The 23,630-nt window shown below is 65.8% G+C and carries 19 protein-coding genes; 12 read left to right on the top strand and 7 right to left on the bottom strand.

The window, feature by feature from the left end; all coding sequences use genetic code 11:
• Window positions 1–54: 54 nt before the first annotated feature.
• Genes AC13CR_RS08210 through AC13CR_RS08200 form a run of 3 tightly spaced genes read right to left on the bottom strand, consistent with a single transcriptional unit; the run spans window position 55 to window position 4,240 of the window.
• A complete protein-coding gene (locus tag AC13CR_RS08210) occupies window positions 55–1,011 on the bottom strand; it encodes a diguanylate cyclase (protein WP_292951431.1) in 957 nt (318 codons plus the stop codon).
• On the bottom strand, window positions 1,008–3,869 hold the full coding sequence (locus tag AC13CR_RS08205; protein ID WP_446236457.1) for a response regulator: 2,862 nt from the start codon (window positions 3,867–3,869) through the stop codon (window positions 1,008–1,010). The genes AC13CR_RS08210 and AC13CR_RS08205 overlap by 4 nt, the downstream gene beginning before the upstream one ends.
• Window positions 3,869–4,240, bottom strand: coding sequence for a hypothetical protein (locus AC13CR_RS08200; protein WP_292951437.1), 372 nt, complete (start codon window positions 4,238–4,240; stop codon window positions 3,869–3,871). Before AC13CR_RS08200 ends, AC13CR_RS08205 begins: the two co-directional genes overlap by 1 nt.
• 71 nt (window positions 4,241–4,311) lie before the next feature.
• Here AC13CR_RS08200 and AC13CR_RS08195 point away from each other — a divergent pair, with 71 nt between their 5' ends.
• Window positions 4,312–4,992, top strand: a complete 681-nt coding sequence (locus AC13CR_RS08195) for an OmpA family protein (protein ID WP_482919993.1) — start codon at window positions 4,312–4,314, stop codon at window positions 4,990–4,992.
• Window positions 4,970–6,148, top strand: a complete 1,179-nt coding sequence (locus AC13CR_RS08190) for a tetratricopeptide repeat protein (RefSeq protein ID WP_292951443.1) — start codon at window positions 4,970–4,972, stop codon at window positions 6,146–6,148. The genes AC13CR_RS08195 and AC13CR_RS08190 overlap by 23 nt, the downstream gene beginning before the upstream one ends.
• A gap of 82 nt (window positions 6,149–6,230) precedes the next feature.
• On the opposite strand, the gene AC13CR_RS08185 is transcribed toward AC13CR_RS08190, so the two are convergent.
• Both AC13CR_RS08185 and AC13CR_RS08180 read right to left on the bottom strand, forming a co-directional pair.
• Window positions 6,231–6,977, bottom strand: a complete 747-nt coding sequence (locus AC13CR_RS08185) for a Bax inhibitor-1/YccA family protein (protein ID WP_292951446.1) — start codon at window positions 6,975–6,977, stop codon at window positions 6,231–6,233.
• 106 nt (window positions 6,978–7,083) lie between these two features.
• Window positions 7,084–8,052, bottom strand: a complete 969-nt coding sequence (locus AC13CR_RS08180; RefSeq protein ID WP_292951449.1) for an NADPH:quinone oxidoreductase family protein — start codon at window positions 8,050–8,052, stop codon at window positions 7,084–7,086.
• Between the two features lie 180 nt (window positions 8,053–8,232).
• Here AC13CR_RS08180 and AC13CR_RS08175 point away from each other — a divergent pair, with 180 nt between their 5' ends.
• The 5 genes from AC13CR_RS08175 (at window position 8,233) to AC13CR_RS08155 (ending at window position 15,622) form a co-directional block, all read left to right on the top strand.
• Window positions 8,233–8,592, top strand: a complete 360-nt coding sequence (locus tag AC13CR_RS08175; protein WP_292951452.1) for a helix-turn-helix domain-containing protein — start codon at window positions 8,233–8,235, stop codon at window positions 8,590–8,592.
• Window positions 8,593–8,725: 133 nt separating this feature from the next.
• The gene (locus AC13CR_RS08170) at window positions 8,726–9,508 is read left to right on the top strand and encodes an inositol monophosphatase family protein (RefSeq protein ID WP_292951455.1); all 783 of its coding nucleotides are present in this window, start codon (window positions 8,726–8,728) and stop codon (window positions 9,506–9,508) included.
• A 49-nt stretch (window positions 9,509–9,557) separates the two neighbouring features.
• Window positions 9,558–10,973 carry a magnesium transporter gene (mgtE, locus tag AC13CR_RS08165; RefSeq protein ID WP_292951457.1) on the top strand — a complete coding sequence of 472 codons (1,416 nt, stop codon included), beginning with the start codon at window positions 9,558–9,560 and terminating at the stop codon, window positions 10,971–10,973.
• Window positions 10,970–11,518: a 5-formyltetrahydrofolate cyclo-ligase gene (locus AC13CR_RS08160; protein ID WP_292951460.1), complete on the top strand. Its 549-nt coding sequence runs from the start codon at window positions 10,970–10,972 to the stop codon at window positions 11,516–11,518. Before mgtE ends, AC13CR_RS08160 begins: the two co-directional genes overlap by 4 nt.
• A 465-nt stretch (window positions 11,519–11,983) precedes the next feature.
• The gene (locus tag AC13CR_RS08155; RefSeq protein ID WP_446232601.1) at window positions 11,984–15,622 is read left to right on the top strand and encodes a vitamin B12-dependent ribonucleotide reductase; all 3,639 of its coding nucleotides are present in this window, start codon (window positions 11,984–11,986) and stop codon (window positions 15,620–15,622) included.
• A gap of 226 nt (window positions 15,623–15,848) precedes the next feature.
• Here the strand turns inward: AC13CR_RS08155 and chrA are convergent, their stop codons facing one another.
• Window positions 15,849–17,030, bottom strand: a complete 1,182-nt coding sequence (chrA, locus tag AC13CR_RS08150) for a chromate efflux transporter (protein ID WP_292978573.1) — start codon at window positions 17,028–17,030, stop codon at window positions 15,849–15,851.
• A gap of 96 nt (window positions 17,031–17,126) precedes the next feature.
• On the opposite strand from chrA, the gene AC13CR_RS08145 reads away from it, so the two are divergent.
• The 5 genes from AC13CR_RS08145 (at window position 17,127) to AC13CR_RS08125 (ending at window position 22,054) form a co-directional block, all read left to right on the top strand.
• On the top strand, window positions 17,127–17,969 hold the full coding sequence (locus tag AC13CR_RS08145) for an urea carboxylase-associated family protein (RefSeq protein ID WP_292955851.1): 843 nt from the start codon (window positions 17,127–17,129) through the stop codon (window positions 17,967–17,969).
• A gap of 128 nt (window positions 17,970–18,097) precedes the next feature.
• Entirely contained in the window at window positions 18,098–19,261 is a 1,164-nt protein-coding gene (gene ftsW / locus AC13CR_RS08140) for a putative lipid II flippase FtsW (RefSeq protein ID WP_292955848.1), read from the top strand.
• Complete coding sequence (locus AC13CR_RS08135; protein WP_446236291.1) at window positions 19,261–20,343, top strand: UDP-N-acetylglucosamine--N-acetylmuramyl-(pentapeptide) pyrophosphoryl-undecaprenol N-acetylglucosamine transferase; 1,083 nt, start codon at window positions 19,261–19,263, stop codon at window positions 20,341–20,343. Before ftsW ends, AC13CR_RS08135 begins: the two co-directional genes overlap by 1 nt.
• On the top strand, window positions 20,343–21,770 hold the full coding sequence (gene murC / locus AC13CR_RS08130) for a UDP-N-acetylmuramate--L-alanine ligase (RefSeq protein WP_292955842.1): 1,428 nt from the start codon (window positions 20,343–20,345) through the stop codon (window positions 21,768–21,770). Before AC13CR_RS08135 ends, murC begins: the two co-directional genes overlap by 1 nt.
• Window positions 21,767–22,054: a DUF2484 family protein gene (locus tag AC13CR_RS08125; protein WP_292955839.1), complete on the top strand. Its 288-nt coding sequence runs from the start codon at window positions 21,767–21,769 to the stop codon at window positions 22,052–22,054. Before murC ends, AC13CR_RS08125 begins: the two co-directional genes overlap by 4 nt.
• A 134-nt stretch (window positions 22,055–22,188) precedes the next feature.
• Here the strand turns inward: AC13CR_RS08125 and AC13CR_RS08120 are convergent, their stop codons facing one another.
• Window positions 22,189–23,571: an L-serine ammonia-lyase gene (locus AC13CR_RS08120; protein ID WP_292955836.1), complete on the bottom strand. Its 1,383-nt coding sequence runs from the start codon at window positions 23,569–23,571 to the stop codon at window positions 22,189–22,191.
• Window positions 23,572–23,630 lie beyond the last annotated feature (59 nt).

Raw genomic sequence — 23,630 nt, 5'->3', positions numbered from 1 at the left:
TCGGATGATGCACGCCGACGCATCGATGCCACCGCGACCGGTGATGGCCGACGATCAGCCTGCCTCGCGGCGTTCCCCATGCCCCAGGATTTCCGCCCCCGAGGCCGGGATCATGACATGGCCCTCGACGCGGTTCCGGCCGCTGCGCTTGCCCTGGTAAAGCATGGCGTCGGCGGTCGAGATCCACAATTCCATCGACAATTCGGACGAGCAGCGACCGCTGGCGACGCCGATGCTGACGGTCACGACAGGGCTGACATCAGAGCCGCCGTTGCCGATACCCAGAGCCTCGACCCTCCGGCGCATGTCCTCGGCCACCTCCAGCGCGCCATCGTGATCGGTGCGCGGCAGGATGCAGGCGAATTCCTCGCCGCCATAGCGCAGGCAGGTATCGCCGCTTCGCCGGACCGCGCCGCCTAGTGCCGAAGCCACCTTGCGCAAGCACTGGTCCCCTTCAAGATGCCCATAAAGATCGTTGAACTGTTTGAAGAAATCGATATCCAGCATGATGAAGGACAGCCAGTCGCCCTCGCGAGAGAGGCGGCGCAGTTCGGTCTGAAGCAGCTTTTCCAGAAGCCGGCGGTTGCCAAGACCCGTCAGCCCGTCCGTCATCGCCAGATTGGCCAACTGGTCTCGCATCCGCTTCAATTCGATATGGTTGTCCACACGGCTGCGCAGGGCAACCGGCTGAATCGGTTTGGTGACATAATCGATGGCCCCGGCGGCCAGACCGCGCACCTCGTCCTCGGTGTGGTAAAGGCCGGTGGTGAAGATCACCGGTATGTCGGCCGTGGCGGGGTCGTCTTTCAGCTTTCTGCACACCTCGTAGCCATCCAAGCCCGGCATCACGATATCCAGCAAGATCAGATCCGGCGTCACCCGCTGAACGACCCGCAACGCATCTTCCCCCGAACGGGAAAAGCAGATCTCGTAATCCTCGCCCAGGACAGCGCCCATGATCTCGATATTCGCGATCTCGTCGTCCACGATCATGATGACCGGTTTGCTCATGTTGCGACCTCACCATTGTCGGGACCGGTTTCGGGCTGCGTGCCGTCCAGAAGGCGCAGCGCCTCGGCATAATCCAGTCGCAGCAGAGCCTGAAGCACGGGATGGGCGTCACGCGTGCCGGCGTCCAGGCCCAGGGCATCGGCAAAGGCGTGAAAACCGGCTCGTGCCGAAAGGCTCCTGCGACACAGTTGTTGGCGCAGCGCATCCCGGGCGGCCCGAGCCTCGGCCGAGGCGTGCGAAGCCGCGTTGATCCGCGCGGCAGCCGGGGCGTCGGCACTTGCCTGCGACGGCGCGGGCTGAAGGCTGTTTGCCGCGGCGATGGCCGGCGCCATCCTGTCCGCCAGTTCCGCGATCAACCCGGCCACGGCGCCGGATTCGCCGGCGCCAAGCGCCGCCTCGATCTGCCCGGCCAGATCCGGCACCTCGGCCAGTTCCAGCGATCCGGCGACGCTTTTCAGGGTGTGGGCCAGCCGCGCCGCATCCTCGATCCGCCCAGCCCGGATCATGGCGCGCAGATCGTCGCCGACACGGCCGTAGCTTTCCCCGAAACTGACGATCAGACGCCGCAACAATGCGGCCTTTCCGTTCACGCGACGAAGCGCGCGGTCCAGGCCGAAGGGCGGCAGTTGTGCAGGCAGGACGGGCACCAAGCCGGTCGCACCGGCACGTGTCCGCTCTTTCCGGACCGCCTGCGGTCCGGTCTTCAGCCAGGTTCCAAGAACCCTGATCAACTGATCGGGATCCACGGGTTTCGAGATGTGGTCGTTCATGCCGGCTCCAAGGCAGCGCTGCCGCTCTTCTTCGTAGGCGTGGGCGGTCAGGGCGATGATCGGCAGGCAATCGGCCGAATGTGTCTGCCGGATCAGCTTCGTGGCCGCCACGCCGTCCATCTCGGGCATCTGCACATCCATCAGCACGGCCGCGTAGCCATGATCCTCATCCAGAATCCTGCGACAGGCGATGACACCGTTTTCGGCGCAATCGACGACCAGACCCGCGTCGTTCAGCAACTCCACCGCGATCTCGCGATTGATCGCGTTATCCTCGACCAGCAGAACGCAAAGGCCCTGCATCGCTTGCGGAAGGTGCAGACCGGCGGACGAAGCGCGCAGGTCGGCGCCGGAACTGACGGGCGGCGCGGCGGGCGGAATCAACTGGTTCAGCATGTCCAGCAGGCCGTGTGCATCAAGCGGTTTGCGCAGGACTGCGCTGATCGCGGCACGATCCTGGTCCCGGATGAATTCGTCGATCGGATAGGCGGTGACGATCAGCGTTGTCGGCATTACCGCCAGATGCGGGCTGGATTGCATCGCCCGGACCGTCTGCAAGCCATCCATTCCTGGCATCTTCCAGTCCAGAAGAACCAGATCATAGGGGTTGCCGGCCATTGCCTCGCGTTCCAGCATTGCCAGCGCCTCGGAGCCCGACGGGACCAGATCGCCCCGCATGTTCCAGCGGGTCAGGGTCGCGTCGATGAAATCGCGCGAGGCCGGGTTGTCGTCAGCCACCAGCACCCGCAACGCCCGCAGGCGATCATGGGGCAGTGGCGCCTGACAGCTTGCATCGGCCCCGATCCCAAGCCGCATCGTGAAGGTGAAGACACTGCCCAGGCCCGGGGTGCTTTGAACCTCGATCCGGCCGTCCATCTGTTCGACGATCTGGCGGCAGATGGCCAGGCCCAGTCCGGTCCCTCCGAAGCGCCGGGTGGTGGAACTGTCGGCCTGCATGAACGAGGCGAAGATATGCGTCTGCTGGGCGGCTGTCATCCCGATGCCGGTATCGCTGACCGCGCATTCGATACAAACCCCGTCCGCATCGCTCCTGATCTGTCGGACCGAGATGGTGATGCCACCCTTTTCGGTGAACTTGATCGCGTTGCTGAGCAGGTTCAGCACGACCTGATTCAGGCGCAACTCGTCGCCTGTGACCAGCGCAGGAATGCGATCGTCGATCCGCGCCGCCAATGAAAGGCCCCGGGCCCGCGCGCTTTCCTCGACAAGCTGGATCTGGCTGCCGATCGCGGCGCGAAGGTCGAAATCATGCGATTCCAGCGTCAGCTTGCCGGCCTCGTTCTTCGAGAAATCGAGGACGTCGTTGATCAGTCGCAGCAGCGAGACGCCGGCATCGTTCAGCTTGGCCACGTGGTCGCGCTGGCGTGGTTCCAGGCGCGAACGCTGCAACAGGTGGCAAAATCCCAGGACGGCGTTGATCGGTGTGCGAATCTCGTGACTGATATTGGCCAGGAACATGCTTTTCGCGCGGCTGGATTCCTCGACCAGGCGATTGCGATCTTCCAGCGCGACGCTTTTGGCGATCAGTTCATCGCTCATCACGCTGATCCGCTCGAAGGCCTTGCGAACCATGTCGATCACCCACAGCAGCACCAGCATCTGGAAAATGACGATGACGGCGTGCAGGACGACGCGCGCCAGATCGCCGTCGCTGGGAAACACCGCATAGGGCAGGAAATAGAGCAGCAGCAGATGGTGCAGCGCCGTGCCGGTTCCCGAAAATACGATTACCGCGCGGTCGAACCAGGCGATGTTCAATGCGATGACGGCAAAGAAATACATGTGCATGTCCATCTGCCAGGGGTGACCGGCAAACAGGATCAGCAGAAAGGCCGGCTCTCCGATCAGCACGATGCCTGACAGGTTGCGCGTGACCGCGCCCGTGCCGCAACGCAGCCAGGCGATGTGATAGATCAGCGCGAGTCCCGCCCCAATCAGCATGGCGGCCGGCACCGACATGACCTTGTTCCATGCCGCCGCCGCGCCCAGCACCGGCACATGCGCCCACAGCAGCCAGACCAGAAGCGCGCCGAAACGTTCGCGCAAGCGATGAATTTCGGCGTTCATCACAGATCTCTTCCGGGGGGACCGAAACAGCCCAGCAGCTTGGGCGAGGGCAGAACGATCCAGGCGCCTTCGGCACGGACGGCCTCCGCGAAACCCGGATCGTCTGATGCGGCAAGGGCTATTCCGGGAAGTCCGCCGAAGCCCACGATGCCGCCGCGCGCGCGATAGACCATGTCCAGGATCGCCCCGGTCGCCGTCCCGGGGCGTGCCAGGATCAGATATTGCCCGGGAACGGTGCTGGTCAGAATGGTGGCCGTCGCCAGTCCTGCCAGCCCCAGCACCAGCAGGACCAGAGCGGGCAGGGCATCGGCCCAACCGCTGCTCTGTTCGCCGGGGGCGGGTGCCCCGGTTTCCACGATTTCATCCGTCACTGCCCACCCATTCGCGCTGCCGAGACTTGCAATGTTTGCACACTAGCGCAGGGGGGCTGTCCGATCCGTTAATGGCTGGCCGGAAAACCATGAAAGTTTGTCGCGCTTCGGACGGGCGCGGCGGCGCGGTCGTCGCGCACCGGTTGCGATCGGACGGGCGGCGGCGCGATTCGCGCGCGCGACCGGCGGGTTTCGCTCAGAAGGCGAGGCGCAAGGGATCGGTTCTCTGCAAGATAGAAATGAACAGCGAAAAGCCGCGGAAACCCGGCCGAACACCAAATCTTGTAAGGACATCGGCCATGTGGGGATTAGGCTTGCGGGGTCAGGTGAAAGGTAGCTTCATGTTCAGACGATATCCCCTCTTGATTGCTCTCAGCGTCGGCCTGGCGCTTGCAACCTCCGTCAGCGCTCAGCAGACGAATGCAGACACATTGAAGATTTATTTTCAGACCGGCAGCGCCGGCATCTCCTCCGATGGGCGCGGCACGCTTGATCAGGCGGCGCGCCTGTTCCGGGACGGCAACCCCATCGTCATGATCGTGGCCGGGGGGGCGGATACGGTCGGCAAGCCCGATTACAATCTTCGCCTGTCGATCTGGCGCGCGCAGGCCGTGGCCGACGGCCTGGTGGAAAGAGGCATTCCCGTCGATCGGTTGCAGGTCCTGGGACGCGGCACGAGCGAATTGGCCGTCGAGACCGATGACGGGATCGCCAAACGAGAAAATCGCGTTGTCGAAATTTCTTGGCGATAGAGGCTGCCAGTCGGTCTGGGCCGGTGCGCTGTCTCTATCCCTTGGCCTGGCGCTGTCCGCCGGGGCGGATCCGCTTGGAGATGGCCAGCAGGCTTTCGAGGCTCGCGACTTCGCCCGCGCCGATGCGGTGTGGCAGGCCGCGGCGGACGAGGGTTCGGCCGAGGCGATGGTGCGGCTGGGGCTGTTGCGCGATCTGGGCCTGGGCGGGCCGCGCGATGCCGCCGCCGCGCTGGCTCTGTATCTGAAGGCCGCCAGACTTGGACTGGCCGAGGCGCAATTCAACGCGGCGGTGCTGCTGGATTCCGGCGACGGCGTGGCGCGCGATCCCCGGGCGGCAGCGGGTTGGTATGGTCGGGCCGCGGCGAACGGGCATGTCAGGGCACGCTATAACCTGGGGCTTATCCTTGCTGCGGGTGACGGGGTGCCGAGGAACGCGGATCTTGCCCGCTACTGGCTGGAGGATGTGGGCGGCGGCCTGCCGGCGGCGGCGGATCGGCTGGCAAATCTGGCGCCGCCCCCGCCCGGACAGCGCCGACTGGAGCCGCCGATCCCGCTTTCGGCCGGGCTGGTCCCGCGGGATCCGGCCCGGTCCGGACCGATCAGGGCCGAGATGGCATGGGCCGGCGCGCCTGCGGCCCGGGCTCTGCCTTTCCGGGTTGAAATCGCCCGGAGAGACAGGCCGTCCGACCCGGCGCGGATGGTGTTTTCCGACGATGTCCCGGGCTCGGCGCTGCGCGTCGATCTGGCCGGCACGACAGGGCGGCTGGTCTGGCGGGTGTCGCGCGTCGGCCCTGCCGCGTCACGCTATGCCGCGATGCCGTGGCAGGTTTTCGATCAGGCCGGTGACGAAGGCGAGGCGCCGTCCGGATTGATCCGGATCCAGGTTTCGCCCGGCGACGCCGCGGCGTCGCGTTTCGCGCGCGATCTGATCCGCGTGTTCGACGCGACGGGATATTGGACCGAGATCGTGGAAACCGCAGCGCCGCCCGACGCCGGCAGCGCGGTCAGCTATGCCTACGATGCCGATGCTGCTCTGGCCCGCGACATTGCGCTGTCGCTGCCGGGCCTGGGCGCGGGCAGCCTGTCTTTCGTCACCGATCCGCAGCGGTCTCCGGGAATGGTGGTGCTGCGCCTGATCGGTGGCCCGGCAAGCTGACCGGAACCATGATGATCGGGGCGTCAATGAAAAAGGCCGGGCGATTGCCCGGCCTTTTCCCGTGTCTTTGCAAAATTGCGCCTTATTCGCGTCCGCCCATGAATTGCAGCAGGAACATGAACAGGTTCAGGAAGTCGAGATAGAGCTGCAAGGCGCCCATGATCGCGGATTTGCCGAGGAAATCCTGATCCGAACCCGCCAGCCGCAGGTAGGTATTCTTGATGTTCTGCGTGTCATAGGCGGTCAGACCGGCGAAAATCAGCACACCCAAGGCCGAGATCGCGAATTGCATCCCCGAGGATTGCAGGAAGATGTTCACGATCGAGGCGACGATCAGGCCGATCACACCCATGATCAGGAAGCTGCCCCAGCCCGAGATGTCCTTCTTCGTGGTATAGCCCCACAGCGAAAGTCCCGAGAAGGCGATCGCCGTCACCAGGAAGGTCTGCACGATCGAGAACGGCGTATAGACCAGGAAGATCGAACTGATCGACAGCCCCATCAGCGCCGCGAAACCGTAGAACATCATTGTCGCGGCCTGCACCGACAGGCGATTCAGGGCGGCGCCGAAGGCGAAGACCATCAGCAAGGGCGCGAAGACGATCACCCATTTCAGGGGCGAGGCATAGATTGCGGTGCCCAATTGCGTCAACTGGCCGGCGGAATCGACCGCGGCGCTGCTGATGCCATAGGCTGCGACGGCGGTTACACCCATGCCGACCGCCATCAGCCCATAAACCTTGTTCATGTAGGCCCGCAGCCCTTCATCGACCGCACCCGTCCGGGTGCCGACGCTCTGGGCCGAGCGGTACGTATTGTAATCTGCCATCTACGTCTCCCTTTTGCGGTTGGGCTCAACGGCCCCAAGTCATGCCGATCATATTGGCAGACCCGGCCCGCGATTCAATATGCCGCGCGTATCACATCTGCGCTGTTTACAGGGTTATCACGACTTTTCCAACGGATTTGCGTCGCCGCAGCATCTCGAAGCCCTCGTCCAGCCGCTCCAGCGGCAGGCTGCTGCCCGCGACCGGCTTCAGCCGGCCGGCCTCGAACAAGGCCAGAAGCGCCGTCATGCTGTCGCGCCGGGCTTGCGGATCCAGGCTGGCATAGCCGCCCCAGTAGAAGCCGTGAATGGCGATGTTCTTGACCAGCGCGTGATTCAGCGCAAGGACCGGGGGCTGGCCGCCGGCGAAGCCTATGGCCAGAAAGCGACCGCCGCGCTTCAGGGCGCCGAAGGCTGCGGCGCCGGGCCGGTCGCCGACCGGATCATAGACCACGTCGATCCCCCCGCAATCGCGCAGCGCGGCCTTCAGATCCGGGCAATCGTCGCTGTCGATGACCAGATCCGCACCGGCGGCGCGCACCGCCTGCAACCTTTCGCGCCCGCGGGCAACCCCGATGACGCGCGCACCCATCGCCCGGCCGATCTCGACCGCGGTCAATCCGACGCCACCCGCGGCGCCCAGCACCGCCAGCGTTTCGCCCGGTTTCAGCTTTGCCCGCATGGTCAGGGCCAGATGGCTGGTGCCGTAGGCGATCTGGAAACCGGCCGCCTGTTCGTCGCGCATCGCATCGGGCAGGGGCAGGCAGGCATCCGCAGGCACCGCAACGATCTGGGCCATCGTGCCCGGATGCAGCACCGCCACCCGGTCGCCACGCTGCAACCCGCAGCCGTCGGGCGCCGCGACGACCTGGCCCGCACCCTCCAGCCCCGGAACATAGGGCGGCGTGGCCTTTTCCTGGTATTGGCCGCTTGCCTTCAGCAGATCGGCAAAGTTCAGCGCGGCGGCGCCGATCCGCACCAGAACCTCGTCCGGGCCGGCCGCGGGCGGGCCGGCGTCGCGCAGCACGGGCACCTGTCCCAAAGCGGTGATTTCGGCGATTCGAATCGTCTCGGCCATTTCTGTCTCTCCATAATTAACGCAATGACTTCATCCCGTTGTGCCAACCTGTCCAAATGGACAGGACTACGGAAACCCCGACCTGTCTTTTTGGTCAGAAACGGGCCTGTTAACCATGTTGACACTCGATAATTGTGACACCTTGGGCTACTGCCTCTTTAGATTGAGCGAGGTAGGACGATGAAGCACGGTGTTGATGTTCATGTTGGTAAGCGTATCCGCCATCGTCGCTGGATGATCGGAATGACCCAGCAGCAGCTTGCTGACAAGGTCGGGATCAAGTTCCAGCAGATCCAGAAATACGAGACCGGGATGAACCGGGTCTCGGCGTCCCGGTTGTGGGACATCGCCCGCGCGGTGGATGTCCCCGTCAGCTTCTTCTTCGAGGGCCTTCATGAAGGCGCGCTGGCCGATGAGGTCACGGGCGACATTCTGGCCGACAAGGAGGCGCTGCAACTGGTTCGCGCCTATTATGCGATGCCGGCCGCGCAGCGTCGGCAGATCTTCGAACTGGCGCGGGTTCTGTCGGACGCTGCCTGAAAGGCAGAAGACGGCCAGGAAAACCGCCGCTGACCGGCTGGTGTCACGGTCCGTCTTGCACCGGCCGCCGCCGGGGGTGGCGGGTCCGGGCCGATGCGGCTAGACCTCGTGACGCAATGTCACGGGGGCGCCGATGGAAGACAGGCAGCAGATCATCGAGACCGCGCACCTGATGGCCGATGCCGCAAGGCGCGCGATCCTGCCGCTGTTCCGAACCGGCATTCTGGCCGAAAACAAGCGCCCGGCCGGTTTCGATCCCGTAACCGAGGCCGACCGTGCCGCAGAGACCGCCATGCGCAGGGTTCTGGCCGAACGCCGCCCGGACGATTCCGTGCTTGGCGAGGAATTCGGATCGCGGCACGGCAGCAGCGGTCTGACCTGGATCCTCGATCCGATCGACGGCACCCGCGCCTTTCTGTGCGGGGCGCCAAGCTGGGGTGTCCTGATCGGCCTGCGCGACGCGGGCGGGATCCGATACGGGCTGATCGACCAGCCCTATCTCGGCGAACGTTTCGAAGGCGGCTTCGGGATCGCCCGTCTGACCCATCGCGGCGGCACCTCGCCGCTGCGCGCCCGCACACGGGTCGCGCTGAACCACGCCCTGCTGATGACCACCTTCCCCGAAATCGGCACCGGGGCCGAGGCCGCCGCTTTCCGCCGCGTCTCGCAACAAGCGCGGCTGACGCGCTATGGTCTGGACTGCTATGCCTACGCGCTTCTGGCGATGGGGCAGATCGACCTGGTGATCGAGGCGGGCCTGCAAGCCTATGACATCGCCGGACCGCTGGCGGTGGTCCAGGCGGCGGGCGGGATCGTGACCGACTGGCAGGGCGGCTCTGCCGCCGGGGGCGGGCAGGTGGTCGCCGCCGGCAGCCCGGAATTGCACCGCGAGGCGCTTGACCTGTTGAACCGCTAGCGCGCCCGACCTAATCAGTCACGGAACCTCGAACGGCAGGAGACGAGGCATGGCCGACGACGACAAGAGCCCGGAAACGGACCACGAGATCGCCGCCGACGCCGCTGATCGCGACGACGAGGATTTCCAGCTGCGCGACGACCTGCTGGATCGCATCCACGCCGCCATCGAGGACGAGGATTCGGCACGTCTGAACGACCTGCTGGAGCCGATGCACGCCGCCGACATCGCCGACGTGATCGAGCAGCTTTCCAGCGCCGAGCGTCGCGCCTTTCTGCATCTCTATTCCGGCGAGATCGACGGCGAGATCCTGTCCGAAATCGACGAGGGCATCCGCGAAGAGGTGCTGGAACAGTTGCCCCGCGCGGTGCTGGTCGAGGCTGTCCGCGAGATGGACAGCGACGATGTCGTCGACCTGATCGAGGATCTGGACGAATCCGGCCGGGCCGAAATTCTCGCCGCGCTGGATGACAGCGACCGGGCGGCGGTCCAGCAATCGCTGGGCTATCCCGAATATTCCGCCGGCCGACTGATGCAGTCCGAGACCGTGACCGCCCCCGAGCACTGGACCGTCGGCGAGGCGATCGACTTTCTGCGAAGCGAGGAGTGGCTGCCGGAACAGTTCTACCACGTGATTCTTGTCGATCCGCGCCGCCATCCGACAGGATATGTCGCGCTTGGCCGCCTTCTGGCCTCGCCCCGTGCCACCGCCCTGAGCGACATCACCGAGGACAGTTTCCGCACCGTGAGCGCCTATGCCGAGGAAGGCGACGTGGCCTATGCCTTCAACCAGTATCACCTGATCTCGGCCCCGGTCGTGGATCGGGACGAAAGGCTGGTCGGCGTGATCACCATGGATGACGCGATGAACGTCATGGATGAGGAACACGAGGAAGACATCCTGCGCCTTGCCGGCGTGGGCGAGGATTCGGCGATCACCGATACCGTGGTCGAGACCCTGCGCCAGCGGCTGCCCTGGTTGCTGGTCAATCTTTTCACCGCCATCGTCGCCTCGCTGGTCATCGCGATCTTCGAGGCGACGATCCAGCAGATTGTCGCGCTGGCGGTGCTGATGCCGATTGTCGCCTCGATGGGCGGGAATGCCGGCACCCAGACCCTGACCGTCGCGGTCCGCGCGCTGGCCACCAAAAGCCTGACCGGCAGCAATGTCTGGCGCGTGGTCCGGCGCGAGGCGATCGTCGGGGTGATGAACGGGCTGGCCTTTGCGCTGGTGATGGGCGTGGTGGCGTGGTTCTGGTTCGACGGCGTGTCGCTGGCCGCCGTCATCGGCATCGCGATGATCGTCAATCTTGCCGTTGCCGCCCTTGCCGGCATCCTGATCCCGCTGGCTCTGGAACGGGTGGGCGCCGATCCGGCGCTGGCCTCGGGCACCTTCGTGACCACCGTGACCGACGTCGTGGGCTTCTTCGCCTTCCTCGGTCTTGCCTCGGCCGTGCTGCTGTGAGCGCCGCCGCAAAGGCCGCGCTGCGGGCGCGGGCGCTGGCCGCGCGGCTGGCGGGCCAGGGCGACGCGACGGGGATCACCCGCCATCTGACACAGGCGCTGGCGCCCCATGCGGGGGCCGGGCTGGCGGGCTACTGGCCGATGCGCGGCGAGGCCGATCCGCGCCCGGCCATGATGGCCCATTCGGGCCCGCTGGCCCTGCCCGTGGTGACGGGCAGGGGGGTCGCGCTGATCTTTCGTGCCTGGGACGGCGGCGCGCTGGAACCCGGTCCCTATGGCACCGCCCATCCGCCCGAATCGGCACCCGTCCTGACGCCCTCGGTTCTGATCGTGCCGTTGGCCGCCTTCGACAAGGCCGGCAACCGAATCGGCTATGGCGGCGGCTATTACGACCGCAGCCTGCAATTGCTGCGCGCCGCGGGCCCGGTCTGCGCGATCGGGTTGGCCTTCGCGACGCAGGAATTGCCCGAAATCCCGGCAGAGCCCTTCGATCAGCCGCTGGATCTGATCGTCACCGACCAGGCGATCCGGCATCCAGATCGCTGAATTCTGTCATTGTGGCCTTGTCGCATCAGCTGTGCACAACCTCTGGATGAATCGCGGATAAGGCTGTGGAAAAGTTCCGGATAAAATTCCGTATGTGATTGACGATAAATAACTTATTTGGCTCCTCTGAGGGGCGGACAACTTGCGGCGAGCAAAGCTGTGAGCGAATCCACGGCGACGCCGAACCGGGTCTGTCAACGCCCAATCTTTCGCGCATATGGTAAAAAAATAGTTGAAACCGACCAAATCTGGCGTCAGTTTGTATTTCACGGCGAAGGTGGCACAAGATGTGGTGGCGGCTGCCACCGGCACCACGAAACACCGGGCCGGACCCTGATCGAAAGCCTTGCAGGCGCTTGCCGCGCCTGACTGCCTTCTGCCGCAAGTGGAAGGCTGGGGATGCATGTCCATGGTACCGGGGCAGGGGCGCGGGGACAGCGATACGAGCATGAACGAGGGGCAGGCATGAAAATCGAGCGGCGTTTCACCACCGAGGAATCCGGGGCCTATGGCGCGGTGGACTTCACCATGACAACCAGCGAGATCCGCAACCCGGACGGCAAGATCGTCTTTCGCAATGATCAGGTCGAGGTGCCGAAGGGCTGGAGCCAGGTCGCCAGCGACGTGATCGCGCAGAAATATTTCCGCAAGGCCGGCGTGCCCCTGCTGCTGAAGCGGGTCAGGGAAAAGGGCGTGCCGGATTTCCTGTGGCGCAGCGTGGCCGATACCGATGCGCTGGAGGCCCTGCCCGAAAGCCAGCGCTACGGCGGCGAGACCAGCGCCAGACAGGTCTTTGACCGTCTGGCCGGGGCCTGGGCCTATTGGGGTTGGAAAGGCGGGTATTTTTCCAACGAAGAAGACGCCCGCGCCTATTATGACGAGATGCGCTTCACGCTGGCCCGACAGATGGCCGCGCCCAACAGCCCGCAATGGTTCAATACCGGCCTGCACTGGGCCTATGGCATCGACGGCCCGTCGCAGGGGCATTTCTATGTCGATTTCAGGACCGGCAAGCTGGTCAAGTCGGCCAGCGCCTATGAACATCCCCAGCCCCATGCCTGCTTCATCCAGTCGGTTGGCGACGATCTGGTGAACGAGGGCGGGATCATGGATCTGTGGGTCCGCGAGGCGCGCCTGTTCAAATATGGCAGCGGCACCGGCACCAATTTCTCCAGTCTGCGCGGCGAGGGCGAAAGCCTGTCGGGCGGCGGCAGGTCCAGCGGCCTGATGGGTTTTCTGAAGATCGGCGACCGGGCGGCCGGCGCGATCAAGTCGGGCGGCACCACCCGCCGCGCCGCCAAGATGGTGATCTGCGACATGGATCACCCCGATATCGAAGCCTTCATCAACTGGAAGGTCATCGAGGAACAGAAGGTCGCCAGCCTCGTCGCCGGGTCCAAGGCCCACGAGGCGAAGCTGAACGACATCTTCGCCGCCATCGGCGCCTGGGACGGCAGCATCGAGGATGCGACCGACCCGGCCGTCAATGACGGTCTGAAAGCTGCGATCCGGGGTGCCAAGAAGGCGATGATACCCGAAACCTATATCAACCGCGTGCTGCAATATGCCCGTCAGGGTTTCGACAGTATCGAATTCCCGACCTACGATACCGACTGGGACAGCGAGGCCTATGTCAGCGTCTCGGGACAGAACAGCAACAATTCGGTCCGCGTCACCGACGCCTTCCTGAACGCGGTCCGCGATGACAGGCCGTGGGAGCTGCTGCGCCGCACCGATGGCAAGGTCGCCAGGACCGTCAGCGCCCGCGAATTGTGGGATCAGGTCGGTCATGCCGCCTGGGCCTGCGCCGATCCGGGAATCCAGTTCCACGATACCGTCAATGCCTGGCATACCTGCCCCGAGGACGGCGCCATCCGCGGATCGAACCCGTGCAGCGAATACATGTTCCTCGACGACACGGCCTGCAACCTGGCCTCGATGAACCTTCTGAGCTTCTGGACCGGCGAGCGTTTCGACGCCGATGCCTATGTCCACGCCACGCGGCTGTGGACCGTGACGCTGGAGATCAGCGTGCTGATGGCGCAATTCCCCAGCAAGGAGATCGCGCAGCGCAGCTATGATTACCGCACGCTGGGCCTGGGCTATGCCAATATCGGCGGCCTGCTGATGAACATGGGCCTGGGTTATGACAGTGATCAGGGCCGCGCGCTGTGCGGCGCGCTGACCGCGATCATGACCGGCATTGCCTATGCCACCTCGGCCGAGATGGCGTCGGAGCTGGGGGCGTTTCCCGGATACGGGCGCAACGCCGAGCACATGCTGCGCGTGATTCGCAACCACCGCGCCGCGGCCCACGGAACCGAGGCCTATCACGGCATCAATGTCCGCCCCGTGGCGCTGGATGCCGGCAATTGCCCCGATCCGCGTCTGGTCGCACTGGCCCGCGAGGCCTGGGACGAAGCGCTGACGCTGGGCGAGGATCACGGGTTCCGCAACGCCCAGTCGACCGTCATTGCGCCAACCGGCACGATCGGGCTGGTCATGGATTGCGACACGACCGGAATCGAGCCCGACTTCGCACTGGTCAAGTTCAAGAAGCTGGCCGGAGGCGGCTATTTCAAGATCATCAACCAGTCGGTCCCGGCCGCGCTTGACACATTGGGCTATGCATCCGCCCAGATCGAGGAAATCATCGCCTATGCGGTGGGCCATGCCAGCCTTGGCAATTGCCCCGGCATCAATCACACCGCGCTGGCCGGGCACGGTTTCGGCCCGCGCGAGATCGAGAAGGTCGAGGCCGCCCTGGCCACGGCGTTCGATATCCGCTTCGTCTTCAACCAATGGACACTGGGCGAGGATTTCTGCAGGCAGACGCTGGGCATCCCGGCCGACAAGCTGAACGATCCCGCCTTTGATCTGCTGCGGCATCTGGGCTTCTCGAAGCAGCAGATCGACGCCGCCAACGATCACGTCTGCGGAACGATGACGCTGGAAGGCGCGCCTTTCCTGAAGGATGAACATCTGCCGGTCTTCGACTGCGCCAATCCCTGCGGCAAGCGCGGCAAGCGGTATCTGTCCGTGGACAGCCACATCCACATGATGGCCGCCGCGCAATCCTTCATCTCGGGCGCGATCAGCAAGACGATCAACATGCCCAACAGCGCCACCATCGCCGACGCGCTGGCCGCCTACGAGCTGTCGCACAGCCTCGGCATCAAGGCCAATGCCCTGTACCGCGACGGATCCAAGCTGTCGCAGCCGCTGGCCGCGGCCCTGGTCGAAGACGACGAGGAGGCCGAGGAAATCCTCGCCACCGGCAGCGCCCGTGAAAAGGCCACAATCGTCGCCGAAAAGATCGTCGAGCGGATCATCGTCAAGGAGGCCGTGCGCAGCCACCGCGAGAAACTGCCGCAGCGGCGCAAGGGCTATACCCAGAAGGCCATCGTCGGCGGCCACAAGGTCTATCTGAGGACCGGCGAATACGATGATGGCGGCCTGGGCGAGATCTTCATCGACATGCACAAGGAAGGCGCGGGCTTCCGGGCGATGATGAACAATTTCGCCATCGCCGTATCGGTCGGCCTGCAATACGGCGTGCCGCTGGAGGAATTTGTCGATGCCTTTACCTTCACCCGGTTCGAACCGGCGGGGATGGTTCAGGGCAATGACAGCATCAAGAACGCCACCTCGATCCTGGATTACGTGTTCCGCGAACTGGCGGTCAGCTATCTCGACCGCACCGATCTGGCCCATGTGAAGCCGGAAGGGGCGTCATTCGACGATCTTGGTGGCGGCGAACACGAGGGTCAGAACCTGGCCCCGGTGACCGAGCAGGCCGAACTGAAATCGCTGACCATGCTGAAGCAGATCAGCAGCGCCGGATATTTGCGCAAACGCTTGCCGCAGGACCTGATGGTGCTGCAGGGCGGCGCTTCGAGGACGGCGGTCGCCACCGGCATGGCCGAAGGCGGCGCCGGCTTTCAGGCCGCCCCGGTCGCGGCTGCGCCGATCGACCAGCGCAAAAAGGCCAAGATGCAGGGCTACGAGGGCGATCCTTGCGGCGAATGCGGCAATTACACGCTGGTCCGCAACGGCACCTGCATGAAGTGCAACACCTGCGGCGGCACCTCAGGTTGTAGCTGAACCGACTGCGCGGGGCCTGTCGCAGGCCACGCATTGCCATGTCAGGCCAGGTCGCGGGTTTCCCTCCTCCCTCTCGCGCCCCTATCGAAGCAGATGCGTCCGGCAAGAGGCGCAGCCTGACCCCAGCCCCCCGCGCCGTGGCAGCGAGACGCGGGGGGTCTTTCATTCGCGAATGGCCGGATGCCGGCCTGGACTGGCCGGTCCTGACCCCGGCTGATCCGGACCGCTAGAGCGCCAGCGCCATCCCGCCGAGCGCGCCCGTGATCACGACCTGCCAGGCCGGTCGCCGCCACAAGGACAGCATCAGGAACAGGGTCACCGCCAGCGCGAAATCCCCGGATTGCGTGACGCCGCCTGTAAAGACCGGATCATAAAGCGCCGCGCCCAGCACGCCCACGACCGCCGCGTTCGCGCCGGCGCCGGCGTGGCGCGCCCGGTGACTGGCCGAAATCGCCGACCAGAAGGGCAGGGCGGCCGCCATCAGCAGAAATCCCGGCAGGAAGATCGCGATCAGGCCGATGATCGCGCCCGCCGGGCCGCCCGCGATCTGTCCCAGCCAGCCGGCAAAGGTGAAAAGCGGCCCCGGCATGGCCTGCGCCGCGCCATAGCCGGCCAGGAAACTGGCCTCGGGCACCAAGCCGCCCTGCACGGTTCCCGCTTCGAGCAGTGGCAGCACCACATGGCCGCCGCCGAAAACCAATGCCCCCGCGCGGTAAAAGACCTCCGCGATCCGGGCCGGAATGCCCGCACCGACCAGCAGCGGCGAAAGCAGCAGCAAGACCCCGAACAGGATCGCGCACAGCGCCGCGTTGCGCCGCGACGGGCCGCGCAGCGGCTGCTGAGGCTGTGCCTCGGCCAGGCGTGCCACCCGCAGCAGCAGACCCGCAAGCGCACCGCCGGCGATGACCACGACCTGCATCCAGGCGGCGGTCGGCATCGCCGACAGCGACGCCAGCGCGGCCAGCGCGATCCCCGCCCGCGCGCCCGACGGCGCCAGCATGCGCGCCATGCCGAAAACCGCATGGGCCACGATCGCCACGGCGGTAATCTTCAGCCCGGCAATCAGGCCGCCGGCCAGCCCCTCGTCGGGCGGCGCCGCGCCGACCGTCGCCGCCAGCAGAATCATCGCCAGCGCCGAGGGCAGGGTAAAGGCCAGCGTCGCCGTCAACGCCCCCGTCGCGCCGCCGCGCTGCCAGCCCAGGGCAAAGGCGGTCTGGGACGAGGCGGGACCAGGCAGAAACTGGCTCAGCGCGACGATCTCGGCATAGCGGGCATCAGTGATCCAGTTGCGGCGGAGGACCAGATCCTCGCGGAAATAGGCCAGATGGGCGATGGGGCCGCCGAAACTGGTCAGGCCGAGGCGCAGAAAAGCGCGGGCGATTTCGGGCAGGCGGTGCGAATCGGTCATCGGCGCGATCATAATGGTAACGCGTGGCGGGAAAATGCCTGGTGGATCGTGGCGCTGCCGTGGATGGATCGCGCGTGATGAAGAGGGGGAAAGACGATGCAGGACCAACCCGATGATGCAGGGGCACGCCGCGCCGCGATCCCTGTCGACTGTTATCCCGTCGAGACACTGCCGCAGCCGGATCTGCCCGGCCTTCTGGCCGCGCGAAACGGCTGGCGGCAGGTGGACGAAATCGTGGTCCCGCCTCGTGAGGCGCGCTGTTTCACGGTGCCCGCCGGCCATTTCTTCCGCATCCTCTGCATCGAGGGACCCCAGGTCGGGGATCTGAACCTGTGGTCGGCGGATCTGTCGGAACGCTTCTATTCCGGCAAGACCCGGGCCCTGCATGGCAGCCATCTGAGCACGGGCGACCGGTTGTGGTCCTCGTTCCCAGGCCTGCGGCCGATGGCCACGATCACCGAGGACACGCTGGCCTGGTATGGCATCGACGATTTCGGCGGCAGCGTCCACGATGTGATCGGCACACGCTGCGATCCCTATACGCATAATTTGCTGACGGGCGGGCATTATCATCATTGCTGCCATTCCAACCTGATCCGCGCACTGGCCGGGGCGCGGGGCCTGACGCCGGAACAGGCCGAGGCCCATGTTCACGATGTGCTGAACGTCTTCATGTGCACCGGCTTCGCCCGTGATTCCGGGCGATATTTCATGAAGGCCAGCCCCGTCCGGCCCGGCGATTATCTGGAATTCTTCGCCGAAATCGACCTGCTGGGGGCGCTGTCCGCCTGTCCGGGCGGGGATTGTTCGGCCGAACATTCCTCGGATGCGGCGCGCTGCTATCCGCTTTCGGTGCAGATGTTCCGGCCCGCCCGGACGCCCGCAGGCTGGTCGCCGCCGCCACCGAACGGCTATGACCGCAGCCATGGCGCGCGCTGAGGCGCGTAAATGCAACTTATGCGTGCAAAGGCTGCATTCGGCTGTAGCGCGGGGCGGAAAACCGCGCTATTCTCTGTCTCAGATCCGGGAAAACCGGACGAGGCAGAGGCAGTGACGGCGGTATTCCCATGACCGAGATGGTCTTTGGCACGACCCCCGCGAGGGCGGGGGATCCGATTCTTCCACGCTGGTGGCGGACCCTGGACAGGTGGGCGCTGGCCTGCGTGGTGGGGCTTTTTGCGACAGGCCTTCTTCTGGGGCTGGCGGCATCGGTGCCGCTGGCCGAAAAGAACGACCTGCCGCGATTCTACTATGTCCAGCGCCAGGCGATCTTTGGCGGTCTGGCGCTGCTGGTGATGCTGGTCGTCTCGATGCTGTCGCCGCGGCAGGTCCGGCGGCTGGGCGTGCTTGGCTTCATCGCGGCCTTCGCATTGCTCGGGGCGCTGCCTTTCTTCGGCACCGATTTCGGCAAGGGCGCGACGCGCTGGCTGAGCCTGGGCTTTGTCTCGATCCAGCCGTCGGAGTTCCTGAAGCCGGGCTTCGTCGCGCTCTCGGCCTGGTTCATGGCCGCCAGCCAGGAGGTCGGAGGCCCGCCGGGCCGGTTGTATTCCTTTTTCACGGCGATGGTGGTGGTCCTGCTTCTGGCCCTGCAACCCGATTTCGGGCAGGCCTCGCTGGTGCTGTTTGCCTGGCTGGTGATGTATTTCGTGGCCGGGGCGCCGATGGTGCTTTTGCTGGGCGTTACCGGCATCGCTGGCCTGGGCGGTCTTTTCGCCTATGGGGCTTCGGAACACTTCGCCCGCCGGATCAACGGATTCCTGAACCCCGAGATCGATCCCCGCACGCAGATCGGCTATGCCACCAACGCGATTCAGGAAGGCGGCTTCTTCGGCGTCGGCGTGGGCGAAGGCACCGTCAAGTGGTCGCTGCCCGACGCCCATACCGACTTCATCATCGCGGTGGCGGCCGAGGAATATGGCACGATCATGGTTCTGGCGATCATCCTGCTTTACGCCACCATCGTCAGCCGCTCGCTGTTGCGTCTGCTGCGGGAACGCGATCCCTTCGCCCGCATCGCGGGCACCGGGCTGGCCTGCGCCTTTGGCGTGCAGGCGCTGATCAACATGGGCGTCGCGGTCCGGCTGCTGCCGGCCAAGGGCATGACGCTGCCCTTCGTCAGCTATGGCGGTTCATCGGTGATCGCATCCGGCATCACGATGGGAATGCTGCTGGCGCTGACCCGGGCCCGCCCACAGGGCGAAATGGCCGAGATCCTGCGGCGAGGCCGCTGATGGCCGCACCGCTTGCGCTGATCGCGGCCGGCGGCACGGGCGGGCACATGTTTCCCGCCCAGGCCCTGGCCGAGCTGATGCTGGCCGAGGGCTGGCGCGTCGCATTGTCCACCGACGAACGCGGCGCGCGCTATGCCGGGGCCTTTCCCGACGCGGTCCAGCGCAGCATCGTTCCCGCAGCCACCACGGCGCGCGGGGGCATTCCTGGCAAGCTGACCGCGCCCTTCACGATCGCTGCAGGCATCATGGCCGCGCGCCGCGCCTTTGCCGGCGACCGGCCCTCGGTCGTCATAGGCTTCGGCGGCTATCCGACGATTCCCGCCCTGTCGGCGGCGCTCAGCATGGGGCTGCCGCGCATGATCCACGAACAGAACGGCGTCATGGGCCGCGTGAACCGCCTTTTCGCGGCGCGTGTCCATCGCATCGCCTGCGGTATCTGGCCGACCGCGCTGCCGCGAGGGGTCGCGGGCATCCATACCGGCAATCCGGTCCGCGCCTCGGTCCTGGACCACGCGGCCAGTCCCTATGCCGATCCCGATGAAGGCGGTCTGAACCTCGTGGTCATCGGCGGAAGTCAGGGCGCGCGCGTCCTGTCCGACATGGTTCCCGCCGCCATTGCCGTTTTGCCCGCCGATCTGCGCACCCGGCTGCGCCTAAGCCATCAGGCCCGCTCCGAGGACGCGGATCGGGTCGCCGCCGCCTATGATGCGGCGGGCGTAACGGCGGATGTGCAGCCCTTCTTCGCCGATGTTCCCGAAAGGCTGGCGCGGGCGCAACTGGTCATCAGCCGTGCCGGTGCCTCGTCCATCGCCGACATCACGGTGATCGGCCGGCCCGCCATCCTGATCCCCTTCGCCGCTGCCGCGGGCGACCACCAATCCGCCAATGCGCGGGCCCTGGCCGATGCCGGCGCCGCGCTGCTGCGTGCCGAATCGACGCTTGACCCCGAAACCCTTGCGCGCGACATGCAGGCGATCCTGACCGATCCCGCGTGTGCGCGCGCCATGGCATCGGCCGCGCTGTCGCTGGCCCGTCCCGATGCCGCGCGCCGCCTTTACGACCTTGTCACGGAGATTGCCTGATGAATGCCGCCACCAAACTGCCCGGTGAACTTGGTCCCATTCACTTCGTGGGCATCGGCGGAATCGGCATGTCGGGGATCGCCGAGGTGCTGATGACGCTGGGCTACCGCGTCCAGGGCAGCGATGCGAAACGCTCGAAGATCACCGACCGCCTGGAAACCCTGGGTGCGACCGTATTCGAAGGGCAGCGCGCCGAAAACCTGGGCGAGGCCGGCGTGGTGGTCATCTCGACCGCGATCAAGAAGGGCAACCCCGAACTGGAAGAGGCCCGCCGCCGCGGCCTGCCGGTCGTCCGCCGGGCCGAGATGCTGGCCGAACTGATGCGGATGAAATCCAACATCTGCATCGCCGGCACCCATGGCAAGACCACCACCACCACCATGGTCGCGACATTGCTGGACGCGGGCAACCTGGACCCGACCGTCATCAATGGCGGCGTCATCCACGCCTATGGCAGCAATGCGCGGGCGGGCGCGGGCGAATGGATGGTGGTCGAGGCCGACGAAAGCGACGGCAGCTTCAATCGCCTGCCCACCGACATCGCCATCATCACCAATATCGACCCCGAACACATGGAACATTGGGGCAGCTTCGATGCGCTGCGGCAGGGCTTTTACAATTTTGCATCCTCGATCCCGTTCTATGGTCTTGCGGTCTGCTGCACCGATCATGCCGAGGTTCAGTCGCTGGTCGGCCGGCTGACCGAACGCCGCGTCGTGACCTTCGGATTCAATGCCCAGGCCGATGTGCGGGCGATGAACCTGACCTATGACAAGGGCATCGCGCATTTCGACATCGCGCTGCAGGGCGAAGGCCCCAACGACAAGGGCGCGGTCGAGATGATCGAGCGCTGCACCTTGCCGATGCCGGGCGACCACAACGTCTCGAACTGCCTCGCCGCCGTCGCCGTGGCGCGCCATCTGGGCATGAAGAAGGCCGAGATCCGCGAGGCGCTGGCGAAATTCGGCGGCGTGGGGCGGCGATTCACCCGTGTGGGCGAGGTCGGCGGCGTCACCATCATCGACGATTACGGCCACCACCCGGTAGAAATCGCGGCGGTGCTGAAAGCCGCCCGCCAGGCGACCGAGGGTCGGGTGATCGCGGTCCACCAGCCGCACCGTTTTTCGCGATTGTCCAGCCTCTTTGACGATTTCTGCACCTGTTTCAACGAGGCCGACGTGGTCGCCATCGCCGATGTCTATGCCGCCGGCGAAGATCCGATCCCCGGCGCCACCCGCGACGATCTGGTGGCCGGATTGATCGCCCATGGTCACCGCCACGCGCGCGCGATCCTGAACGAGGATGATCTGGAACGGCTGGTCCGCGAACAGGCGCGGCCGGGCGATATGGTGGTCTGCCTGGGCGCGGGCACGATCTCGGGCTGGGCCAATGCGCTTCCGGCGCGTCTGCAAGGACGGGCCGCGTGACACTGCTTGCCATCGGTTCGGTCGCGGCGGCCGCCGCCTGGGTTCTGCTGGCCAGCCTGATCCCGTACTTGCGCCAAAGGCATCGTTTTGTCGCCTTCTGGACGATGATCGTGCTGGGCGTGCCGGTTCTGGGCTGGCTGACGCTGTATTGGGGTCCGCTCGTCGGTGTGGGGGCCTTTGCCCTTGGACTGTGGTTGTTGCTGCGTCAGCCCCTGCGCGATTGCGGCACCCACGGCCTGCCCGACGCGCGCCACGGCCAGCCGCCGGCCCCGCCCCAGCCCTGACACCGATCGCCCGGGCAACCGGAACGGCGCCGCGGCAGCCCGCGGTCATGCCGGCGCCGGCAGGTCGGGGGCGCGTGCGCGCCGACATGGTCGATCGCCCGGGCTTTCGCGAAGCCGCTGCCGGCAAGCCGGTCTCAGCAGTTCGGCACGTTCACTGCCAGTCCGCCCAGCGAGGTTTCCTTGTATTTCTCGGACATGTCGCGTCCGGTCTGACGCATGGTCTCGATGGCCGCGTCCAGGGGCACGAAATGCGTGCCATCGCCGCGCAGCGACAGGCTGGCCGCGCTGACCGCCTTGATCGCACCCAGGCCGTTGCGTTCGATGCAGGGCACCTGGACCAGCCCCTTCACCGGGTCGCAGGTCATGCCCAGATGATGTTCCAGCGCGATCTCGGCTGCGTTCTCGACCTGGCCAGGGGTGCCACCGAGGACCGCCGCCAGCCCGGCGGCCGCCATTGCCGAGGCGCTGCCGACCTCGGCCTGGCAGCCGCATTCCGCGCCCGAGATCGAGGCATTGTGCTTGATCAAGCCGCCGATCGCCGCTGCGGTCAGCAGGAAATCGGGCAGATCGCGTTCGGTCGCGCCGGGAACATGATCCAGCCAGTAGCGGATCACGGCGGGAACCGTGCCCGCCGCGCCGTTGGTGGGCGCGGTGACGACCTGTCCTCCGGCGGCGTTTTCCTCGTTCACGGCCATGGCATAGGTGGACATCCAGTCATTGATGACGTGCGGCGCGGTCAGGTTCATACCACGTTCCGCCATCAGCTTTTCGTGGATGCCGCGCGCGCGGCGGCGCACGTTCAGCCCGCCCGGCAGGTTTCCCGTGGCCGACAAGCCGCGATCCATGCAGTCGCGCATGACCCGCCAGATCCGGTCCAGCCCCTCGCGCAGTTCGGATTCGCTGCGGAAGGCCAGTTCGTTGGCGCGCTTCATGGCGGCAATGGAAATGCCCGATTTTTCAGCCATGGCCAGCATTTCGGCGGCGCTGGCGAAGGGAAAGGGCACTTTCGACACCGCGTCGCTGCGATCCTCGTTGCCTTTTCGCGCCAGTTCCTCGTCGGTCAGAACGAAGCCGCCGCCGACCGAATAATAGATTCGGTGAAAGATCACATCGCCCTGCGCGTCCCTTGCCGACAGGGTCATGCCGTTGGCGTGGCCGGGCAGCGGCTTGTCATAATCGAATTGCAGATCGCGTTCGGGATCGAAGGCCATCTCGGGCAGGCCGGGCGGCGTCAGGGTCCGGGTTTCGCGGTTGCGGGCCAGCGCGGCCTCGGCCGCCTCGGCCTGCATCGTCGCAGGCTCGAAGCCCGCAAGGCCCAGGATCGTGGCGCGATCCGTGGCATGACCCTTGCCGGTAAAGGCCAGGCTGCCATGCAGGCTGGCCGTCAGCCCGTGGGCGCGGAAGGGCTGGTCGCGCAGCGCGGCCAGAAACCGCGCGGCCGCCACCATCGGCCCCATCGTATGCGACGAGGACGGGCCGACACCCACCTTGAACAGATCGAACACCGACAGAAACATCCCGCCCCCTTGGCCAAGCTGGCCCGATCCAATCACGCGCGACGTCCGATGGCCAGTCA

This window comes from Paracoccus sp. L-17 (assembly GCF_056857655.1).
This window is presented reverse-complemented; position numbering and strand designations above follow the sequence as displayed.

Coding starts and splice junctions, on each gene's coding strand:
- ftsW (WP_292955848.1), top strand. CDS start 18,098: ATGACCGAGATGGTCTTTGGCACGACCCCCGCGAGGGCGGGGGATCCG.
- AC13CR_RS08210 (WP_292951431.1), bottom strand. CDS start 1,011: ATGAGCAAACCGGTCATCATGATCGTGGACGACGAGATCGCGAATATC.
- AC13CR_RS08170 (WP_292951455.1), top strand. CDS start 8,726: ATGGAAGACAGGCAGCAGATCATCGAGACCGCGCACCTGATGGCCGAT.
- AC13CR_RS08120 (WP_292955836.1), bottom strand. CDS start 23,571: ATGTTTCTGTCGGTGTTCGATCTGTTCAAGGTGGGTGTCGGCCCGTCC.
- AC13CR_RS08185 (WP_292951446.1), bottom strand. CDS start 6,977: ATGGCAGATTACAATACGTACCGCTCGGCCCAGAGCGTCGGCACCCGG.
- AC13CR_RS08155 (WP_446232601.1), top strand. CDS start 11,984: ATGAAAATCGAGCGGCGTTTCACCACCGAGGAATCCGGGGCCTATGGC.
- mgtE (WP_292951457.1), top strand. CDS start 9,558: ATGGCCGACGACGACAAGAGCCCGGAAACGGACCACGAGATCGCCGCC.
- murC (WP_292955842.1), top strand. CDS start 20,343: ATGAATGCCGCCACCAAACTGCCCGGTGAACTTGGTCCCATTCACTTC.
- AC13CR_RS08205 (WP_446236457.1), bottom strand. CDS start 3,869: ATGAACGCCGAAATTCATCGCTTGCGCGAACGTTTCGGCGCGCTTCTG.
- AC13CR_RS08180 (WP_292951449.1), bottom strand. CDS start 8,052: ATGGCCGAGACGATTCGAATCGCCGAAATCACCGCTTTGGGACAGGTG.
- chrA (WP_292978573.1), bottom strand. CDS start 17,030: ATGACCGATTCGCACCGCCTGCCCGAAATCGCCCGCGCTTTTCTGCGC.
- AC13CR_RS08145 (WP_292955851.1), top strand. CDS start 17,127: ATGCAGGACCAACCCGATGATGCAGGGGCACGCCGCGCCGCGATCCCT.
- AC13CR_RS08135 (WP_446236291.1), top strand. CDS start 19,261: ATGGCCGCACCGCTTGCGCTGATCGCGGCCGGCGGCACGGGCGGGCAC.
- AC13CR_RS08195 (WP_482919993.1), top strand. CDS start 4,312: ATGGCTGGCCGGAAAACCATGAAAGTTTGTCGCGCTTCGGACGGGCGC.
- AC13CR_RS08175 (WP_292951452.1), top strand. CDS start 8,233: ATGAAGCACGGTGTTGATGTTCATGTTGGTAAGCGTATCCGCCATCGT.